The sequence below is a fragment of the Scytonema sp. PCC 10023 genome, from assembly GCF_963920835.1.
Lineage (GTDB): Bacteria > Cyanobacteriota > Cyanobacteriia > Cyanobacteriales > Nostocaceae > Kalymmatonema.
Window position 1 is genome coordinate 1 of record NZ_CAWUDP010000047.1, and the last position, 19,241, is coordinate 19,241.

Below are 19,241 nucleotides of genomic sequence, written 5' to 3' on the forward strand. Positions count from 1 at the left end.
ACTTCATACTCTGACTCTATTACACCCCTACCTCACTTTAAAATATGTTGGTAATGACAAGGCTTAAAAGCCAGGGGATGAAACCCGACACAACAAGTTTTAACTTGTTGTTTCTCTGGTATAATTCTTGAAGGTACTGGGTGGCGACCCATACAGGATATCCATAACTGGACTCCTTTGGGTAGAAACGTAGTATGAAGGGCTGTACCATAGTCTGCGGTGGGACGCGTCGTGGACGTAAAACCAAAATGCTTGTGGAGACGGTGAGACCAGCGCTGCGGGAGGGTTTCCCTCCGCAGGCGACTGGCGAACCCGGAGGGTCTGGCGGGGACTGATTTTCAGTCTAGCTAAGAGTCTAAGAAACAGGAATTAAGGTGGAAATGTATGGCTTTAGCCTACATTGGAACATCTTTTAAGAATCCTCGTACATTTATGCCGAGGAGTACGTCAAGAAAAATATAAATGAATTTTGCCAGGAATTCCGTCTAGGCAAGTGCATACATATCTGCTCAGAGGTAATTCGAGAGCAGATATATATGCAGATGCAGACTTAGTTTAAAAAGACTTGACCATCCCTTTGAATTCTCAACACACCCTGGTTATTATCGGGAGTAGTCTTCTCATCCAGCGAAACTGCCAACACCCCTGAATCAGATTTAGATAGGGGCATGACTTTGACCAGTCCGCCATGTTCACGTACCATCGTGATTGTCACAGGCGTTGGTAAGTCTTGCAGGACAATTTCTTCTCTACCTGGAAGAATTCGGGGCTGGGTATGTGCGATCGCCTGATAGGTAATGCGGGCGTTAGTGTTGTTTTTCAATCTCACATTTACCGTGCCTGCTGTTGGCATGACGGTAGCAATGGGGTCTTGTCGGCTTTCTGGGTAAGGTATTGGTTGGCGATTAACAGGTAAGCCCTGAGGCTGAACCAAAATTCTTGGTTTTACAACAACTCCCCCTTGTCCACTCAGTCTGAAAGTTGCAGTATTTGGTGGGCAACCTTGCGGAACCAAAACTCGACTGTTATGTGGTTCTTCGTAAAAAATAGTAGGGCAGGGGTTAAGTTTGGAAGTAGGCTGCTGGGCTATAACTGCTTGAGGAATTGCTGGGATACTGATGAGCAAACCCCCAAAAATTGTTCCTAATAGCCCAACTCTTTTTTGATATAAGTTATTGGGTGTACGCATTGATAGATGCCTCCTAAAAATGTTATGAGCAAGCTTGATGAATTAATTCCTGATTTACGGCTAATCACTTTCATTTGTGAATAACTAATACTCTTTGATGTTATGCTTGAGCAAGCAAGCATTTAAAAATTTATGCTTGGTTTATTTCAATTTATTGCTTAAAAAGCTTTTCGTTACACTTCAAGATATTGAAATGGAAATTTCAAGAAGAAGTCAAGCATAGCAACTAAGTTGAGGAATTGAGGAATTGTCCACACTTTAAAGTTAAGTCCCAAAAGTGGAAAACTAGTGGAGAAAGAAAACCTATTTATAGATCAATACGGTTCAGTGAAGCGCCAAAGCCGTGTAAATTAACCTTTGTTCTTAACGATAGAAATTGATTGTGGTGCATCTGGTCGGATTTCTCACTACTGTCTTCTAATATACAAACTGGTAACGTACTGAAAGCAATCGAGGCAGCTATCCCAGCAGAGGCAATCGCCTGCTCAATTCCGCGGAGCGCAGATTTGTTAAGATAAACCATCCCTCTTCTGGAGCGACTCCCAAGATTTTACGTTTCCATTTGCAAGCCACATTAAAACTGATAAAACCTTTGCTCTTCGTGACTTTAACACCCTGGAGAAAGAAACAGATCCCAAGTGATAAACCTAATTTTTTAATCCTAGCTATTATCATTAGATAGACTTTATTGACATAATCAGATATATCTTTTCTTACCATAAAACGCTACACTGTTTACCAGATCTGCTTTTCAGGCAATTTTGTCGCCTCCTCAGCCATGGTTCATACTTAATCATTCATAATGTCAAAAGTTATTCAGAATGCTCTGTATGTGGGTTCTACTACACTGGGCGTTATTTTAGTGCTAACAAACAGTACTCTTGGTGCTGATTTTTCTAGATATACAATGGGTAAGAACGAGAGTGCCACAGCAATGGGACAGAGTACGTCATACTTAGAAAAAAACGATTGGTACATCTCCAGCACTTTAACTCAGGTCACTTCTGTTTCCCAGTTGTCGGATATCAAAAACACTGACTGGAGCTTTCAAGCGCTAAAGTCTCTCATTAAGCGTTACGGAGTCGTTGTCACTGACTTTGATAATCTCTTTTCGGGTAATCAAAGTATAACTCGGTATGAATTTGCTGCCCTTTTAAAGGCTGCTGTCGATCGCGTCAATGAATTAACTGCCAAAGAAAATGCCGATTTAGTACGCCAAGAAGACTTAGACATAATACAACGGTTGCAATCAGAATTTAGGACAGAGTTAGCAACTTGGCAAAGACGACTAGACAATTTAGAAGTAAAGACGAGCCAGTTAGCAGCACAGCAGTTTTCACCTACTGCGAAGCTTACAGGAGAAGTTATCTTTGCCCTCAGTGGTGCTAGGGGTAATCAAAAAGCTGACGATGATGACGAGAAAGTGGATGAGAATCTAATTTTGAGCGATCGCGTGTGGCTAAACTTTGATATCAGCTTTACAGGAAGCGATCGCCTGTTCGTGCGTTTAGAAGCTGAAAACACTCCTGGGTTTGATGATGCCACAGGTACGGAAATGGCACGTTTAGGATTTGAAGGCGATAGTAACAACAAATTTGACATTAACCGACTGGAATACCGATTTTTTCTGAGTGAAGCAGCAAAGCTATACATCACTACAGATAGTACAGACATCCGACAAGTCGCTAACACCACCAGTTCTTTTAGTAGTAGTGGTTGGGGGGCTATTTCGCGTTTCGGCAGGTATAGTCCACTTTACCGACAAGACTTTGGGGCTGTAGTGCGTCTTAAGTATGAATTTAGCAATGCAGGCAGTTTGAGCTTGGGTTTTGGAGATGATAATGCTGAGGAGCTTGATGATTCTGAATCAGTACTTGATGAAGAGACTGATGGTGTTGTTGCCCAATTAGCTTTAGAACCCCATGACGATATTCAAATTACCTTAGCTTACCTACAAGATAATGACAAATATGCTGCTATCGCCCAATTGATTTTGGAGCCAATCGATCGCGTCAAATTTGGCTTAACTTACTTACGTTCGTACAACAACCTTGATACAGGTACAGGAAGCGAGTTGGCAAATGACCCTTTTGATGATGAAAGCGATTATATAATAACCAACTCTTATGGTATAGAAACAAGTATTCAAGTGAGTTCTGATTTTACTATAGCTGGCTGGGTTGGTCTTACCGAAGCAAAAGCTACTGACCTGTTAGGTAAACCAGAAGCAACTATTTTCCACTATGCCGTGACATTAGCTTTTTCCGATTTGGGGAAAGAAGACAGTTTAGCTGGCATTGTCATTGGGCAACCACCAAAGGTTACTAGTAATGATTGGGGAACAAACTACACCGATAAAGATACCTCTTTACACCTAGAATTTTTTTACCGCTTTCAAGCAACTGATAATATTGCTATTACTCCAGGCTTATTAATAGTCACCAATCCAGAACACAATCAAAACAATGACACGATTTATGTAGGAACCGTTCGTACTACCTTTAGGTTTTAAATATTGTAGAGACGCACAATTTTGCGTCTCTGTTAGCTCACATCTTGTACCTGGAAGGATAAATCCGTAAAAAGCAATTGAACAAGGAAGAAGGTAGAGGTTACCTGTTGACTATTTTACATACCTGTTGTTTTCACTAATGGTTTGAGGCAAACACTCAGGCAGTGAGAAGATGAAACAAACAATGGCACTCATGACCACTTGCTCACCACCATCTTCTATAAGACCAAGTAAAGTATAGAAGGAGGGAGACTTGACTGCGATGTGAAGCATATCTACTACAATTCCGAATAAAGCGAGAGCAAACAGCGCCATAATGAGATATTTGGATATTTTTCTAGAAAAGCGATCGCTGAAATAATAGGTAATACTGATAAAAATCAGAAAGAACAAACTAACTAAAATAGATACGGTAAGTTCCCCAAAGTCTTGTGGACGTAAGTTCAACCAGCTAGAAAAATTCAGTTTCTCACTTATAAAACCGCCTAACCTTTCATGAATTTGAAGCGAATCATCAAGCAATAGGTAAAAAAACAGCAAAGACCAGATTAGACAGAGAAAAGAACGCTTGCGTAATGCTAATATGCTTAATAAAAGAACACTCCAATATTGTTTAAAGTATTGAAATATTTCTGCATATCCTCGGTCTTGTTCAATTGAAAAAGAAGAATTTGAAATTAACCCAGTATACGTATAAATAATGTGAAGAGCAATGAAAGTAAGATCTAGCGCTAAAAATAAGTATAAAAGTCTACTTGACCGATTGCTGAGATGAAGTTTCACTGAAAAGCCTCCTTGAACTTGCTACCTAATAAGGGACTAAAACCCTCAAAAATCATGGGCTAGAGACGCTTTGTTACTACAGTACTTCCTGTGCTTGGGCAGTAAACGTTTGCGTTTACCCAAGACAATAAGGCTTGGTTAAAATTTGTTTATGAGAATTTCAGGTGTACTAGAAGCTCCAAACATCTTGTCTGAACAGGGTTTATAGGTAGATGAATCTAAGCCAAACAGTGTTGGGATTTACCAATCGACGTGCTGTACCTGATAACTAATACTTAATTATCGCTTAACTGAAGCATAATTTTTCACTACCAGTCAGAAAAGTGTGTGTATAAGTCCGCAAATCCACAGTAAACTGAGCCAAACAGTGATATAATAAGAAGAATTAGGCAGCTTGCTCTTGACACTTGTTCGACTTTTTCCTTTCAACTAGACACGATGCTGAGATCATTTTGGTTGAGTTTGACCAGTCATCCCACCAGTTGAATTTCCTTGCTGTTTGGGAGAATTTCCAGGTACAAGGTAGTACAAGTTATATCGATTACCTAAATGTTTGCTACACATGATCTCCCCTACCCCCCTTATTAAGGAGGGTAGGGGAGAACGCATTTGTTTCTAAGATTTAAGGAATTGATATTAGACTCTTTGAGCCTTAGCATTGAGAATCGTTTCGTTGCTACGTAAAGGCGTTCTTACTGCAAATGTTTCTTGGGCAAACGCAATTTTTTCTTGCACTCCTGAAAGTTTTGGTAAGGTAGAATCAATGGCTTCAAGTCGCCCAATCAGTCCTTCTCGATTAGCAATTTGAATGGCAAGACCAGGACGAGCGTTGATTTCCAACAATAACGGACCTTTTTCCCGATCCAAAACAATGTCAACGCCGAGATAGCCAAACTCTGTTTTATCACCTAAGTTGGTAGCCATATCCAGAATGGATTGCCAGTGAGGAATTTGGCGATCGCGCAAGGGATATCCTGTTTCGGGGTGATTATCAATGTAGCGATTGTTCTGGATCCCCGCCAGTGTCTTACCAGTAGCAAGATCGATACCGACACCAACACCACCTCTATGTAGGTTTGCCTTACCGTCAGAAGCCCGCGTAGGGAGGCGCAACATTGCCATCGCTGGTACACCTCGATACACAATCACCCGAACATCGGGTACACCTTGGTAGGCAATTTCATCAAAGACTGGATCGAACTGCACTGCATATTCAATAATTGCGACATCAGTTTGACCTCCCAGCGAAAACATACCACCAAGGATGTTGTAAATGTGATACTGTAAGTCTTCCGATTTCAGAATTGAACCACTGGCTTTGCGATACCCCTCATCTGTAACGTCTTGAATCACTACAATACCATCCCCGCCGCTACCCCTAGCAGGTTTCACTACAAAGGATTTGTGTTTTCCAACAATGTCTGATAGCTTCTTCACCTCATTTTGGAAACGAATTACGCCGTAGGACTCTGGGGTAGGCACACCAATGCTTTGAGCAATTTTTTTCGTCTCTAGTTTACTATCTGCCAGACGATACAGCTGACGCGGATTGGTGGGGAACAGATAGTCCAAATTGCGAGCGTTGATTCCTAGAATGCCGTGACGCCGAAGTGAAAATGGAAACATATCAGCTTACCCCTTTGCTTGATTTAACCGTCTCTGTAGTGACAAAAATCGGAAATACTCAATTAGCTTGTAGCCGTTGTAACGCCCCACTAAGATATTTAGCCCTAAAACCAACAGCAACAGTTCTGGAAAAACAAATGCCCAATGCTCCACATAATCATTAATCATGCAGAAATATCCGATAACGGCTGCAAAAACAGTACCGAGTCCGGCAATTATCGTTTCAGTTGGTCCATTTTCTTCCCACATCATTGATGCTCGCTCAATTGTCATGGCAAGAATTACAATCGGGAATAAAGAAACCGACAAGCCCAGACTGAGATCGAGACTTTCCATCAGAACTGCTAGCAAACCGACGACCAAAACGGTTGCGGTTAAAATTGCCGCGAGTCGGGGTACGATCAAAAGCTGCAATCGATTCAGGTAACTGCGAAACAAAAGCCCGATAATTACAACGAGAACAAATAGGGGAATACCAACGAGGATTCCAGTCTGCCGAAAGGCAAGAGAAATTAAGATCGGCGTGAACGTACCAAAAGTTTGCAATCCTATCATTTGGTGCAGAATGGAGATAATTAAAGCACCAATGGGGATGAGGACAAGCACCTGAAGCACTCGCTGAGTTGCCAGAGGCAGCCGGAGAAAAGAGTATTCTAAGAATGGATTTGTGGCTCTCCTACCCCGCAAAATTGCTCGCGTCAGTCCATTATCAGTATTAGGCTGAACAACGACTTCTAAATCGACATTGCTTGCTCCTTTTGCTTGCAAGACCCGATCTGAACCATACCACCAGGTCAGATAGCTATCTTGCTCTTTAAAACTGCGGTCAATCGGATCGTAAGCTAGCCAGCGATCGCCTTCCTGAACCTCCAACCACTGAATAAAATCAGTTGAATAAACTTCATCACTCCTCAAGAAAATACCATTACCAACCCGCGCCGGAACCTTTGCTTGGTTTAACAAAAACGCTGCTAATTGTGCGGTGGATTCTTCTTTTCTCAAGTTTCTGCGGATTGCCTGAACCCGAATATCATCTTGGCGGAGAGCCAGTTGATAGATTTGTTTTGCGAGGGTGAGGGGGTCGCTTGACTCAGATTGAGCCTCTTTTAAAAGAGAATTAATCTCGGCAGTAGGCAGATTTTCCTCCAAATTATCTTGAGATCTCTCGGTATTTTCGCCAAACCTCACAAGCTCCTTATCAACTAATCGCCGTCCTGAAATCGGCACTTTCTCTTTTCCCGGTGTCACGCCAGGTTTTCTCTGAATGATGGCTCGGTAAAAAAGAAGTTCCTTGCTGTCAGTCGCATCCTGCTTGGTAAATACTGCCTCCCGGTTCCCTGATTTATTTAAAGTCTCGACCTGGCGCTCAAATCCTTCATTGATGAAATCTTCTTTAACAATCTCGTAACGTTGAGAGTCTTGAGGAAGATAAAACTCAATTTTCGTAGGTAAATCTTCTTCTGCTAAGAGCGGTAATGGTTGTGAATCGAGAGATAACTTCGCCTCAACATACCAACTGTTAAAGGCTTGATTGGGCAATAGCGGAACCTCTGAAGCTATTAGTTTGTGGATAAAAACGCTTAGTCCAATTGCCGCTAAGAATAATGCTAATAGTACTGCATAAATAGTACGCTTCATTTGCGCGCCTCCTGTGCTGAACATGTTGGGTCTGTGGTAAAGGTTTTAGAAGAATCCACCACCAATCGGCCCTTGTTCAACATATTGCGTCCAATTAAGACTGGATAGTTGAAGTCATCTCGCTCTGCAAGGTTTACCTCTTCCTCAATCCACCGACCTGCAAGACAAAATTTCATTCGCACTACCGGACGACGTATATAATTAGCTTTACGGCTCTCAATACGAACCCATCGCACAATAGGAAGCTCGAATTCCTCTTTAACTCCCTCTCCATTTGTGAATCGGAATTTAATCATGCCACCAGACTCTGATTTAGAATCTGGCTTTTCTAAAATTTCGGCGTTGATAGAGCTTGTTGTTGCACCTGTATCAAGCTTAAATTTGATTTCTTTGTTAACCCCAGCAATCTTTCCTTTTTCTACCCAGCCGACAGTTTGAATATCTTGTTGTACCGAGGTATTAGCTTGAGAGTTTTGTAAAGTGCATCTAGATCCAGTCAACAGACAGAAAAGAATGAGAATAAAACTCTTTTTAGTTGCACACATTTTACACAAACAAAATCTACTCTTCACAGCCACTAAAAATAAATATTCCATAATAGTAGTTATGAAGTCTTCTCTATTGAGGAGTATACTGACCTACCCTTTTCAGAAGATCATTCTCACGGTAGATTTCTTTAATAAACTTAACAATAGCTTAAAGTTGATGCGGAAGAAACTGCATGGTTAACTGAGTGTTATAACCAAGTTTTGCAAGGTCAAAGCCAAAATACATAGACCAATTAAAGGAAAAATCAAGACTGTTACTGTCAATAAAACTCCATCAGGGAAATATTTTGCATCTATACTTACCTTTACCTTCTGCCGTGGTGAGAACCTCACCACGGCAGAAGATAAAATCTATGGCATTGACTTAGGATTGAAGCACTTTGCAATCGTCACCGATGGTGAAAAAGTGTCAAAGTATGATAATCCAAAACATCTTGCCAAGCATGAGAAGAATTTAAGCAGTAGGTTTCTTTGCGCACAAAATACTTGGCTTACTGCGGAATCGCTGAAGGATAAACTTCTGTCGCAACTAGTACAGGCTTGTTACTGTACTCTGCTTCTAGCTTCCGTTGCAAGGTTAAATCCCACGTGAGGTCATAGTCTCGCTCCAACTCAGCGACGACAAACGGACGCAACACACCCGTTACAGCAACCTTCTCACCCTCATTAACAGTTCCTTTTGGAGTACCAGCACGTATAACTAACAAGTCTTGTCCACCTAGCAACTTGTCTTCATCTAGAGTGAAGGAGCTCGCACTTCTAATGTCTTCGACTTCACCTGTGACTGCTAGTGTTTTACCGTAGTATTGCTTGGGGTTGGTGGTAATTTCACCCGGTTTGGGTGCTTGTGCAAGCGACTGTGCAATAATCGCAGGTTTGTTTTCGTACTCTGCGTACAACTTTGGATCTAAATCCAAATTGTATTCTCGCTCAATATCTGCAACAACAAGTTTGCGAACCGGACCCGTAACTTGAACTGGTGTATTTGAGTCAGCAGGCAGAGCAAAAACTTTGCCCGAGGCATTGACAACGAGGATGGGTTCGCTGCCAAAGAATTGCTTATCACTGATGGTAAAGGTTGATGGAGCGATTTTCTTAATAGGTTGGCTTCTCACCGTTACGGTTTTTCCAATCAGTTGATTTGTATTATCAGCAACTTCTTCTGCGGTGACATTGGTTTCTGGAACTGCCGCCTCTCGCTCTAAGTTGTTATTACAAGCGGGAAGCAGCACTATGGAGAGTGCCAGAGCAATAGTCCCTTTGGCGTTCCACAGCTTTTGAGCAAAGCTCTTATTTTGATCAAGTGTATTCATCATGTAGAATCTCCAAAAATTTGTCATTAATTCCGTTGAGGCAAGTGCAAATTGTGTTGATGCGTAGATGCGTAGATGCTTTCCAAACAGATGAGCTTGGATTAATCAATTCCTGGCTGACGGCTACTCACGCTCATTTGAGAATGACCAATACTCCTTGCTGCGTCGTAAACACGCCACTGTTGAATCCTCTGACTGTTTAGAATGGTTTCGGCACGACGAATTTCGTGTTCTGTGCCTTCGACTATCAGCAGATAATCACCTTGCGACACCCGGTCATTATAAAATTTGGCTTGTTCTTCAGGAATTCCCCAACCAATTAAACTACCGAGAAGACCGCCTGCTGCTGCCCCAATACCACCTGCTAGTAGGGTATTTGCTAATACAGTTCCCAATGCAAGCGCGGGACCCATTCCGGGAATAGTCACCACAGCCAGCCCTTCAAATAAACCTACTAGACCTGCCGTTGCACCACCTGTTACTGCGCCTACTTTAGCGCCTTCACTAGCTAAGTTTCCATTTGGATCAGTTATGTCAGCACCTCTAAGCTTGCTGTCGGCATTTTTGGCAATTACGGAAACTTTATCAAAAGAAAAACTAGCATCTTTGAGCTGGTGAAGTGCATATTCTGCCTCTTGATGATTGGGAAATACACCAATAGCGTGTTTAAGTGGAGCAAAAGCCATATCGCCTCACACAATGTATAAAGGATTGAGCGAACATCTCAAAATTGATGTTTAGTTTATCTAGTTCTAAGTGAATTCTTTAAAGAAGTTTTTCTTGACTCTTCAAACTGTTTGGATGTGAACTTTAAGAAAAAGTTGAGCAGATCAACTTAATACAACTAACGAGGAACCATCAACCATCTGACTTTAAACTTTAATAGTGGAAAACTCGTGCATAATTCCTGGAAAATCTCACAATTACTACTAAAGGAATAGCTGGTCGATGAAATCAATGCTAAGCTTCACTTTTACTCTATCCAATTGAGTAAGCCAAGCAAAGTCAATCCACCAAAAAAGTGGGCACCAATCATATTAACGTTTGCTAGCAAGACAAAAATATCCAGCGAATGAATAACACTTTCTGGGTTATATACTGCTACTCCTTGAGGTTGGGCTAGAGCTTTAGCCAGTACCACGGCAACTGTCTCTTCAGATGCAACAAAAGCTATTAATAGCCCAACCAAACTAACGATTAATCCAACTCGTAAAACTTGGATTACGTCTTCCTTATTAGGGTTGATTTCAAGTGTGGGTGCTTGTAAACGTTTAGCTAAACGTCTGTAACGGAAAGCCCAATAGACTCTGAAACACAGCAATAAAATGCTGATTATAGCTAAAAATATGCCGAGGTCAATGCCTGGATTATTGGTTTTGTTGGAGATGTTACGACTAAAGGACGCAAACAACAAAGCAACCGTGGATACGCTACCTAGTGCTAACTGTACCCAGAAGCTAATCTGACTTGTTACACGAAAAGTAGCGGCAAATTCTTGTTTAGTTGGGGAATGCGAAAAAGGTTCTAAATTATTCAACATATAAACCTTCAGATAGCATTATTTAAATATTGATTTCACCGAGAAATTGTTATATTTACAGCAATTAGCTTGATTTAGCGCCTTAAGCACTTCAAATTAAATACACAATGTGGTACATTGTTGACATCAAAGTTTTTACTTGAGAAAAACCTGCGTTAACTCAACAGTAAGCCAGACCTAACTTTAAATTAGGCAGCAATGGTGGAGAACTCAAGGATAGCGGAAAAAATACTACTTAAGCTTGAGCCTAACATTCTTCAAGGTTGCTGCTACTTGGTCAGCTAGTTTATGAGGATTGAAGGGTTTATTAATTACGCCTGTCACGCCCAGTCCAGCAAACAGGTGGTGATCAGCGGTGCGCCCCCTAGCTGTTAGCAAAATGACAGGGATATGCTGAGTTGCCGGATTCGCTTGTAGTTGTTGAAAGGTAGTCAGACCGTCCATATCAGGCATCATGACATCTAGAAGGATAGCATCAGGCTGGGTAGCCTGAGCCAAGAGCAGTCCTTCGCTACCTGAGGTGGCGGTCAGAACCTGCCAACCTCCCATGATCTCCAGGCAGGTCTGAATTAATTTACGGATGTCATCTTCATCATCAATGACTAGGATTTGCTTGGCTGTCATTGTTATTGTTATTGTCTTCGTTGTTGTTTTCAACTACTCCCCCCATAGTTAGCATGGGGAAGTAGTGAAATAGATTAGTCTAGATTCCAATAGTAACTTCCAGAAATTGTTACTACAACTCCTTTAAGCCGATGGAGAGCATCATGGCAAATTGCTATTGGCGCGGTTTTTCCATGAGTCCGTGCTTCTTGATCAAAGCTTACTGCAAAGGGTAAATCTGGGAAAGCATTCGACTCAGAGCGGTATATCTCAAAGTGAGGACGCTCACAGTTTTCCAAAGCAAAGACAACTAGTTCTAAGGCTGCCCTCATATCTGTTGAATATGGGCGTAGAGGTAAATTGAATTGTTCAGATACAATCCGATCCAAATCAGCTAGCGAGTTAAGCTGAACAGTTTCAGTCCTGTATCGTTTCATTGTTGTTTTCATTTTAGACTTGCTTGAGTTATGTAGCAAAAAATGTGTTGGAGTGTTCATAAGTGCCCAAATTAGCAACAATGACTGATAGTTCTAAATATTTCAGGAGGCATCTGCTGTGATGAATGAAATATGAAAAAGCTGCAATATGCTTTTTAACCTTTGGAAGAATCAGACAAAGCACAGCCTTCTTGATATCGCTGCCGGAAGAATACACCCTGACTTGTTTAGGACTACCATGTTTTTTAGATTCATCTTCAAAGTTAGGGCGCAAAAGTGGAAAACTCGGGCAGAAATAGAGAACGCCCAATTATGCCCTAAGTACACCACCGGAGCGACCAGAGAGAACAAAATATGCTGAAATTGACGGGCTCCCGGCTACAACGCTATAGCGTTGCTATCATAACGGTTTTACTAGCTCTGCTACTGACACGGCTGCTATGGCCGCTGCAAAAGCTGAGCATTTACCCACTGTTTTTTGCCGCTGTCATGGTTAGTTCCTGGTATGGCGGTATGGAACCGGGGCTGGTAGCAACTGTTCTGTCTGCTTTAGCCTGTGCTTACTTCTTTTTACTTCCACATTCGCTGGCTGTGAGTTTGCCCGGTATAATAGGGCTGGTTCAGTTCGTGCTAGTGGCAGTGCTGATCAACTCGCTAAATGCAGCGCTGCGCTATGCCCGACGACAAGCCGAAATCAATGCACTAGAGGCTCAGGGTAATTACGAGCGCTTACGTAAAATTCAGGAAAGCTTACACCAAAGCGAAGAGCGTTACCGCTTGCTAATAGAAGGAGTAACAAACTACGCCATTTTCATGCTCGGTCCGAACGGTCACTTTGTCAGTTGGAATATTGGAGCAGAACGCATTTTAGGTTATCAAGAAGCAGAGATTATTGGGCAGCCTTTCGAGCACATTTTTACACCGGAGGCGATTGAGCGCGGACAACCTGAGCAAGTCCTGAGAACAGCCGTAGCTCAAGGTTTTTCCAAGGAGAATCGCTGGCATATCCGTAAAGATGGCACATATTTCTGGGCGCATTGTGTCATCACAGCCTTACGGGATGAGGACGGAAATCTGCGCGGTTTCTCAAAAATTATGCAAGACATCACTGAGCGCAAACTCGCTGAGGAAGAACGCAATCAACTACTGCTGCGTGAACAAGCCGCACGTGGTCAAGCAGAAGCAGCAAACCGCTCAAAGGATGATTTCTTAGCAATAGTTTCCCATGAATTACGCACCCCCATGACCGCAATTCTTGGATGGGCAGGGATGTTGCAAACAGGTATGCTAGATGAGGATAGGGTGAGGGATGCGATTGAGACGATTGAGCGCAACGCAAACTTGCAGATGCAACTGATTGAAGACTTGCTTGATATTTCACGTATTGTTCAAGGGAACCTCTCACTGAATTTTAGTTCGGTTAACCTAGTGGAAGTGATTGCAGACGCGATAGAAGTTGTACAACCATCGGCAGATGACAAAGCTATTCAACTTGAGTCTGTGCTTGATACCCCGGTAGAACCAATTTGGGGTGATTCAGACCGCTTGCAACAAGTTGTGTGGAATTTACTTTCCAATGCCATTAAGTTTACACCAGATGGCGGACGGGTTAAGGTGCGATTGTCAGTGGTTAGTGGTAGCGAACAACAAGCAACAGATAATTATGCTCAAATTCAGGTGAGCGACACGGGTAAGGGTATCAGTCCTGACTTTCTACCATATGTTTTTGACCGCTTCCGTCAAGCAGACAGCACAAGTACTCGGTCAAATAAGGGGTTAGGATTGGGCTTGGCGATCGCCCGTCATTTGGTAGAATTGCATGGCGGTACTATCCAAGCAGAAAGCCCCGGAATAGGACAAGGGGCAACGTTCACAGTGATGCTGCCCTTCTTAGCCATCCCCTCAGCAAAAGAAGCTCAAACCAGCAATTCAGACCAAATACAACCGCCAATGGTTGGAAAAGACACACCAGCATTAGATAATCCTACTAGGCTCGACGGCTTGCAAGTGCTAGTTGTGGATGATGAGGCTGACGTGCGGGAGTGGATTAGCACAGTACTTACTGAGAGTGGAGCGCAAGTGATTGCTGTTGGCTCGGTAGGCGAAGCACTTGCAGCGCTTGAACAATTAAGACCAGATGTGCTAGTGAGTGATATCGGGATGCCAGACGAGGACGGCTACACGTTCATCCGCAAAGTCAGGGAACTGGGTTCAGAGATGGGCGGACGCCTGAGGGCTATTGCACTCACGGGGTATGCCAGGGAAGAAGATTACAGACAGGCTAAAGCAGCAGGTTTTCAGCTACATATAGCTAAACCAATCAAGGCAGCTGAGTTGGTTGCAGTTGTCAAGAGCCTTGCCGAAATGTCTGGAAACTCTGAGTAATCATCCTCTTTGGCGTAGATAAGCGCGAAGCTGTCACCAAGGGCAAACTATACTGTTTAGTTTACAGCAGTTTTCACGTATTTGAACCACACTGTAAGGGCACAGCAATGCTGTGCCCCTACGGCAAATGTGGTCTATTTACCTGAAAATAGCTGTAAATTGTCAGTGGAACCATAATATTGCCGTTTTGTGGTGCAATTGCGCTTAATAAGCAAGTCTAACTGTACTTCCTGCGATCTAAACTATGTATTTGCGACTGTTCAAGGAAAAATATCAATGAAACCAGAGGATAAAAACAGGCATACAAAACTTGAAGTCATAACCCTAGTTATAGCAGCAGTTACAGCTATAATCTTTACTGTAATTGCTTTATCGATGTTACGAAAACCTTCATCAACAATACGGCAGTCGCCAACAGCACCAACCATATCTAACACGCCTACATTATCGCCAGCTATACAACAGAATGATGACGATGACGATGATGACGATGACGATGATGACGATGACGATTGAGCATTTATTTGCTAAGAGAAGCTTTAAATTAAATTAATAATTAATTTACCAGTCATGGTTTTTACAGATCCTGACGCATCTTGTTTAGGATTGTCTGCTTTCGCTGGCAGTGCGTTAATTTGTCATTAGCAATTTTGGCAACACTGCTCAACTCTCCACAAGTTTTCCACTTTTGAGAGATATCTTCTTTCCTAGAAGCAGCTAAGTTACTAAACTGGCGTTTCTTAACTTCAACTTCCTCTTTCACTAATTGTTGGGCGTTGCACATTTGAAATGATTTAGAAAGAAATATATAGCAATTAAATCACTAAATCCTTTTGTGATTGTGCAATGCCTATTTCTTCTCATAAGGTTGGGAAGAACTAGAGGTTATGCAGCTTTGCCGAATTACTACATTTTTTTGCATCAATTTTTTGCATCAAAATAAAATCCTGTGACGCACAGCCAAGATTTATATACGTATCCAGTCCCCTCTGGAGACGGGTCTAGTGAAAAAAGTTAAAAGGCAAAAGATATAATTTTACTTTTTACTTTTCCTACACCCTAACACAGCAGTTTTACTTGGGGTAACGCTTAAGAGCTAGCCCCACATTTGGAGGATATTTTCAACTATGAATAGTTTTTTACGTTGGTCATCAGGTAGCACCTTGCTATCTATTGCTATGACAGTTGGTGCAATGGCTCCCATAGTGATTACTGCTCCCACCATTGCTCAGACGACTTCTCCATCTCCCAGTCCATCTCCTAGTCCGGGTGCAGCGGTCAACTTTTCTGATGTTGCACCTGATTTCTGGGCTCGACCATTTATTCAAGCCCTAGCAGAAAGAAAAATAATTACAGGCTTCCCTAATGGAACCTTTAGACCAGAACAGCCTGTGGAACGCGCTGAATTTGCGACGATGATTGCCAATGCTTTTGAGCAGAACCAAACTAGACCGTTAGCTGAATCTGGATTTAGAGACGTTGCTGCCAACTACTGGGCTACTTCTGCAATCGAAGAAGCTTTTCAAACAGGATTTATGAAAGGCTACGCTGGTGGACAATTTTTGCCAGAGCAACCCATTCCTAGAGCGCAGGCGATAACTGCTTTAGCAAATGGCTTGGGCTTGTCTGTTAATGGCACGCCTGAAGAGATTCTTAGAACCTCTTATAAAGATGTCGGATGGATACCTGCTTATGCCATCAATCCTATAGCCGCTGCTACACAGGCAAACATTGTTGTCAACTATCCAAATGTACAAGCCCTCAATCCGCTGCGAACTCTCACGCGTGCAGAAGCAGCAGCACTCTTGTATCAAGCCTTGGTACGGCAAGGACGGGTGCAACCACTTGCTAACAATGTTGCAGCAGCTAATTACATTGTGGGTCGCAATAGTGAGGTGAGCCAAACCACTTCAACGACTACATCTACATCAGATACTAGTGGTTCGGCTAGCGCAACCACAACAATGACGACATCTACGTCAGATAATCGTGGTTCTACTACTGCAACTACTTCAACGACCTCTACAACTGAGCCTGGTGACATTGTTGCTCTTTCTGCTTTAAACTTCACAACATTGAGTTCTGTGTTGGACAGGGCAGGTCTAGCGGACACTCTCAAAAACAAAGGTCCTTATACAGTTTTTGCTCCCACAGACCAGGCATTTGCTGCTTTACCGAAAGAGACGTTCAGAAAATTGCTTCTACCTGAAAACAGAGAAACGCTTGCTAGGATTTTGAGATACCATGTAGTGCCTGGTGAAGTGACTACTGATCAACTCAAGCGTGGACAACTGAAAACGCTCGCCGACAGACCTATCAACATTCAAATTGATTCTGGTACCAATCAAATCGGGGTGAACGATGCGAGTGTGACCCAGCCAAACATCCAGGCAAGCAACGGTGTTATCCATGCGGTTAACGAAGTGTTAATACCACCTAACATCAACCTGAACCAGTTACGAAATTAACAGCGTTCAACAAGCGTGCCGATGCTTGCTTAAGAACGCCTTTTTCAAAATGATTTTGCAGGTTTAAAAATGAAGAATATTTGGTCAAAGCGCCTTTTTACGTTGTTCATTTTCTCCACAATAACAATGCTTGGAAGTGGGTTATCTGCTCATAAGATGTTTTAAAAGTAGACGACTGTTGTAACAAAGATCACAAGGTAATCACTTATGTGCGTGGATACAAAAGCTTCCCTTACCTTTGATAGATGTCAGGTGGTTCTAGAAAGATATAACCCATTAGTATTGGCGCTTGAGGGTGCTTTGAAAAGCAAATACTCAACATGAGAATTCTCTTAGTTGAAGATGATCATTCGCTTGCTCAAGCTGTTGCAGCAGTTCTGAACACACAACATTATGTGGTTGATATTGCTGCTGATGGTCAAGATGGTTGGGAGTTGGCAGAGGTCTGTAGCTATGATTTGATTTTGCTAGATGTGATGCTGCCGAAATTGGATGGCGTTAGTCTTTGTCGGCAATTACGTCAAGAGGGCTATCAGATGCCTATTCTTCTGCTGACGGCACTTGACAGTAGAACTGATAAAGTTATGGGTTTAGATGCCGGAGCAGACGATTATGTGGTTAAACCCTTTGATTTTCAAGAGTTAACAGCTCGCATTCGCGCTTTACTACGTCGGGGAAATTCTTCTTTACCTCCTGTTCTAAAATGGGGAAGCTTACACCTCGATCCCAGTAGTTGTGAGGTAACTTATGGCAGCCAAGTGCTACATTTAACAGCAAAAGAGTTTAGTATTCTGGAGCTTTTTTTACGCAACAGCCAGCGCGTGTTTAGCAGGATTGCCATCATCGATCACCTTTGGGGTGCTGATAAAGATCCGCCAGAAGAAAACACAATTAAGTCTCATATCAAAAGTTTACGGCAGAAACTCAAAGCAGCAGGTGCTAACTATGATTTGATTGAAACGGTTTACGGATTGGGCTATCGTCTGAAGCCTCTACCCCAAGAGCAAAGTTCTCAGACAACCGAAGAAGAGCCATTCTTAGCGCAGCAACAAGCTATGTTAGCAGCCGTTGCCAAGGCGCGGGAGGATTTCAAAGTTAGGGCTGGCGATCGCATAGCTGTGCTGGAGCAAGCAACCAATGCTTTAACAGAGGGGACATTTGATGTTCAACTGCGACTTCATGCAAAGCAAGAAGCTCACAAGCTGGCAGGTGCAATGGGAAGTTTTGGCTTTGCTAAAGGTTCACAACTGGCTAACGAGATAGAGCATATGCTTGAGGGCAGCACACCGATTGACCAAGCTCAGTCTCAACACCTGTGTGAACTCGTGATGGAGATGCAGCGGGAGCTAGAGCAAACTCCGGTTGAGCCAACGTATGTTGAGTCAGTTTCTACTAAGCAATGTCAGAATGTCCTTTTGCTGATTAGCGATGATCCTAAAGTCGTAGAGCAACTGGTTAAAGAAGCTGCTACCCAAGGAATGCAAGTAAAGACTGCTACAAACACTGCCGATGCCAGAAGTGCGTTCGGCAAAGCCGTGCCGCAGGCATTCGCATCTTCCACTCCCGATGTAGTGCTACTCGACCTTTGCTGTCCTTATGGTGTTAAGGACAGTTTCAAGCTGCTAGCAGAATTGTCCAACCAAACACCGCCAATTCCAGTACTCGTTTTTACAGACCAAAATAATTTTACTGAGCGCCTAGAAGTCGTGCGAGCTGGCGGACGTGGTTTTTTGCACAAGTCCATGCCTGCAAGCCTTGTGTTGCAGCTAGTGACTCAGGAACTGCAACACCTGACTACTAGTGAGGCAAGAGTCATGGCTGTAGATGATGACCAAGAGGTGCTGACAGTTATACAGAAATTACTAGAGCCAAAGGGATTTAAGCTGACAACTCTGTGTGATCCGCGACGTTTTTGGGACGTCCTGACAGAATTTTCTCCAGATTTGCTGCTTTTAGATGTAGAAATGCCTTATATCAATGGGATTGAACTGTGTCAGGTGGTACGTAACGACCCGCATTGGAGTGGGCTGCCAGTGCTGTTTTTGACTGTTCATACACAAGCACAGACTGTTGAGCAGATATTTGCAGCGGGTGCTGACGATTGCATCAGCAAACCCATTGTGGATTCAAAACTAATCAACCGCATTTTTAACCGCTTAAAGCAAAAGGTACGCCAGACAAGACCGCCTGCTTGATTTA

General features: G+C 42.8%; 16 protein-coding genes and 2 pseudogenes. 6 read left to right on the forward strand and 12 right to left on the reverse strand.

Annotated elements, in window-relative coordinates:
• Nucleotides 1–550: 550 nt before the first annotated feature.
• Together ACM0OZ_RS25910 and ACM0OZ_RS25915 are read right to left on the reverse strand one after the other, a co-directional pair.
• Entirely contained in the window at nt 551–1,189 is a 639-nt protein-coding gene (locus ACM0OZ_RS25910; RefSeq protein ID WP_414585697.1) for a hypothetical protein, read from the reverse strand.
• A 483-nt stretch (nt 1,190–1,672) separates the two neighbouring features.
• A pseudogene (locus tag ACM0OZ_RS25915) lies at nt 1,673–1,843 on the reverse strand (IS4 family transposase); the annotation flags it as partial.
• A gap of 148 nt (nt 1,844–1,991) precedes the next feature.
• Between ACM0OZ_RS25915 and ACM0OZ_RS25920 the strand changes: the two are divergent.
• Complete coding sequence (locus ACM0OZ_RS25920) at nt 1,992–3,701, forward strand: iron uptake porin (RefSeq protein WP_414585698.1); 1,710 nt, start codon at nt 1,992–1,994, stop codon at nt 3,699–3,701.
• 111 nt (nt 3,702–3,812) lie between these two features.
• Here the strand turns inward: ACM0OZ_RS25920 and ACM0OZ_RS25925 are convergent, their stop codons facing one another.
• The 4 genes from ACM0OZ_RS25925 to ACM0OZ_RS25940 all read right to left on the reverse strand — a co-directional run bounded on the left by ACM0OZ_RS25925 (nt 3,813) and on the right by ACM0OZ_RS25940 (nt 8,344).
• Nucleotides 3,813–4,484, reverse strand: a complete 672-nt coding sequence (locus tag ACM0OZ_RS25925) for a hypothetical protein (protein ID WP_414585699.1) — start codon at nt 4,482–4,484, stop codon at nt 3,813–3,815.
• Between the two features lie 636 nt (nt 4,485–5,120).
• Nucleotides 5,121–6,110, reverse strand: coding sequence for an alpha-L-glutamate ligase-like protein (locus ACM0OZ_RS25930; protein ID WP_414585700.1), 990 nt, complete (start codon nt 6,108–6,110; stop codon nt 5,121–5,123).
• A 6-nt stretch (nt 6,111–6,116) separates the two neighbouring features.
• Nucleotides 6,117–7,748 (reverse strand): UUP1 family membrane protein, encoded by a 1,632-nt coding sequence (locus ACM0OZ_RS25935; protein WP_414585701.1) that lies wholly within the window; start codon nt 7,746–7,748, stop codon nt 6,117–6,119.
• Nucleotides 7,745–8,344 (reverse strand): ATP-dependent zinc protease, encoded by a 600-nt coding sequence (locus ACM0OZ_RS25940; RefSeq protein WP_414585702.1) that lies wholly within the window; start codon nt 8,342–8,344, stop codon nt 7,745–7,747. The genes ACM0OZ_RS25935 and ACM0OZ_RS25940 overlap by 4 nt, the downstream gene beginning before the upstream one ends.
• Nucleotides 8,345–8,504: 160 nt before the next feature.
• Here ACM0OZ_RS25940 and ACM0OZ_RS25945 point away from each other — a divergent pair.
• Nucleotides 8,505–8,762 (forward strand): annotated as a pseudogene (locus tag ACM0OZ_RS25945) (RNA-guided endonuclease TnpB family protein); the annotation flags it as partial.
• 25 nt (nt 8,763–8,787) lie between these two features.
• Here the strand turns inward: ACM0OZ_RS25945 and ACM0OZ_RS25950 are convergent.
• The 5 genes from ACM0OZ_RS25950 to ACM0OZ_RS25970 form a co-directional block, all read right to left on the reverse strand.
• A complete protein-coding gene (locus ACM0OZ_RS25950) occupies nt 8,788–9,612 on the reverse strand; it encodes a hypothetical protein (protein ID WP_414585703.1) in 825 nt (274 codons plus the stop codon).
• A 98-nt stretch (nt 9,613–9,710) separates the two neighbouring features.
• Nucleotides 9,711–10,295 (reverse strand): hypothetical protein, encoded by a 585-nt coding sequence (locus ACM0OZ_RS25955; RefSeq protein WP_414585704.1) that lies wholly within the window; start codon nt 10,293–10,295, stop codon nt 9,711–9,713.
• A gap of 287 nt (nt 10,296–10,582) precedes the next feature.
• Nucleotides 10,583–11,149 (reverse strand): DUF3611 family protein, encoded by a 567-nt coding sequence (locus tag ACM0OZ_RS25960; RefSeq protein WP_414585705.1) that lies wholly within the window; start codon nt 11,147–11,149, stop codon nt 10,583–10,585.
• Nucleotides 11,150–11,380: 231 nt separating this feature from the next.
• A complete protein-coding gene (locus tag ACM0OZ_RS25965; RefSeq protein ID WP_414585706.1) occupies nt 11,381–11,773 on the reverse strand; it encodes a response regulator in 393 nt (130 codons plus the stop codon).
• A 74-nt stretch (nt 11,774–11,847) separates the two neighbouring features.
• Nucleotides 11,848–12,201, reverse strand: a complete 354-nt coding sequence (locus ACM0OZ_RS25970) for a hypothetical protein (protein WP_414585707.1) — start codon at nt 12,199–12,201, stop codon at nt 11,848–11,850.
• A 342-nt stretch (nt 12,202–12,543) separates the two neighbouring features.
• Between ACM0OZ_RS25970 and ACM0OZ_RS25975 the strand changes: the two genes are divergently transcribed.
• Entirely contained in the window at nt 12,544–14,574 is a 2,031-nt protein-coding gene (locus ACM0OZ_RS25975; RefSeq protein WP_414585708.1) for an ATP-binding protein, read from the forward strand.
• Nucleotides 14,575–14,850: 276 nt separating this feature from the next.
• Nucleotides 14,851–15,090, forward strand: coding sequence for a hypothetical protein (locus ACM0OZ_RS25980; protein WP_414585709.1), 240 nt, complete (start codon nt 14,851–14,853; stop codon nt 15,088–15,090).
• A gap of 61 nt (nt 15,091–15,151) precedes the next feature.
• Here the strand turns inward: ACM0OZ_RS25980 and ACM0OZ_RS25985 are convergent, their stop codons facing one another.
• Complete coding sequence (locus ACM0OZ_RS25985; protein ID WP_414585710.1) at nt 15,152–15,358, reverse strand: hypothetical protein; 207 nt, start codon at nt 15,356–15,358, stop codon at nt 15,152–15,154.
• A 343-nt stretch (nt 15,359–15,701) separates the two neighbouring features.
• Here ACM0OZ_RS25985 and ACM0OZ_RS25990 point away from each other — a divergent pair, with 343 nt between their 5' ends.
• On the forward strand, nt 15,702–17,042 hold the full coding sequence (locus ACM0OZ_RS25990) for a fasciclin domain-containing protein (RefSeq protein ID WP_414585711.1): 1,341 nt from the start codon (nt 15,702–15,704) through the stop codon (nt 17,040–17,042).
• A 320-nt stretch (nt 17,043–17,362) separates the two neighbouring features.
• Nucleotides 17,363–19,237: a response regulator gene (locus ACM0OZ_RS25995; protein ID WP_414585712.1), complete on the forward strand. Its 1,875-nt coding sequence runs from the start codon at nt 17,363–17,365 to the stop codon at nt 19,235–19,237.
• The last annotated feature ends 4 nt before the right edge of the window (nt 19,238–19,241 follow it).

Bases quoted from the DNA above. Each gene is read 5' to 3' on its own strand.
- ACM0OZ_RS25910 (WP_414585697.1), bottom strand. From the start codon at position 1,189: ATGCGTACACCCAATAACTTATATCAAAAAAGAGTTGGGCTATTAGGA.
- ACM0OZ_RS25920 (WP_414585698.1), top strand. From the start codon at position 1,992: ATGTCAAAAGTTATTCAGAATGCTCTGTATGTGGGTTCTACTACACTG.
- ACM0OZ_RS25930 (WP_414585700.1), bottom strand. From the start codon at position 6,110: ATGTTTCCATTTTCACTTCGGCGTCACGGCATTCTAGGAATCAACGCT.
- ACM0OZ_RS25935 (WP_414585701.1), bottom strand. From the start codon at position 7,748: ATGAAGCGTACTATTTATGCAGTACTATTAGCATTATTCTTAGCGGCA.
- ACM0OZ_RS25940 (WP_414585702.1), bottom strand. From the start codon at position 8,344: ATGGAATATTTATTTTTAGTGGCTGTGAAGAGTAGATTTTGTTTGTGT.
- ACM0OZ_RS25950 (WP_414585703.1), bottom strand. From the start codon at position 9,612: ATGATGAATACACTTGATCAAAATAAGAGCTTTGCTCAAAAGCTGTGG.
- ACM0OZ_RS25955 (WP_414585704.1), bottom strand. From the start codon at position 10,295: ATGGCTTTTGCTCCACTTAAACACGCTATTGGTGTATTTCCCAATCAT.
- ACM0OZ_RS25960 (WP_414585705.1), bottom strand. From the start codon at position 11,149: ATGTTGAATAATTTAGAACCTTTTTCGCATTCCCCAACTAAACAAGAA.
- ACM0OZ_RS25965 (WP_414585706.1), bottom strand. From the start codon at position 11,773: ATGACAGCCAAGCAAATCCTAGTCATTGATGATGAAGATGACATCCGT.
- ACM0OZ_RS25970 (WP_414585707.1), bottom strand. From the start codon at position 12,201: ATGAAAACAACAATGAAACGATACAGGACTGAAACTGTTCAGCTTAAC.
- ACM0OZ_RS25975 (WP_414585708.1), top strand. From the start codon at position 12,544: ATGCTGAAATTGACGGGCTCCCGGCTACAACGCTATAGCGTTGCTATC.
- ACM0OZ_RS25980 (WP_414585709.1), top strand. From the start codon at position 14,851: ATGAAACCAGAGGATAAAAACAGGCATACAAAACTTGAAGTCATAACC.
- ACM0OZ_RS25985 (WP_414585710.1), bottom strand. From the start codon at position 15,358: ATGTGCAACGCCCAACAATTAGTGAAAGAGGAAGTTGAAGTTAAGAAA.
- ACM0OZ_RS25990 (WP_414585711.1), top strand. From the start codon at position 15,702: ATGAATAGTTTTTTACGTTGGTCATCAGGTAGCACCTTGCTATCTATT.
- ACM0OZ_RS25995 (WP_414585712.1), top strand. From the start codon at position 17,363: ATGAGAATTCTCTTAGTTGAAGATGATCATTCGCTTGCTCAAGCTGTT.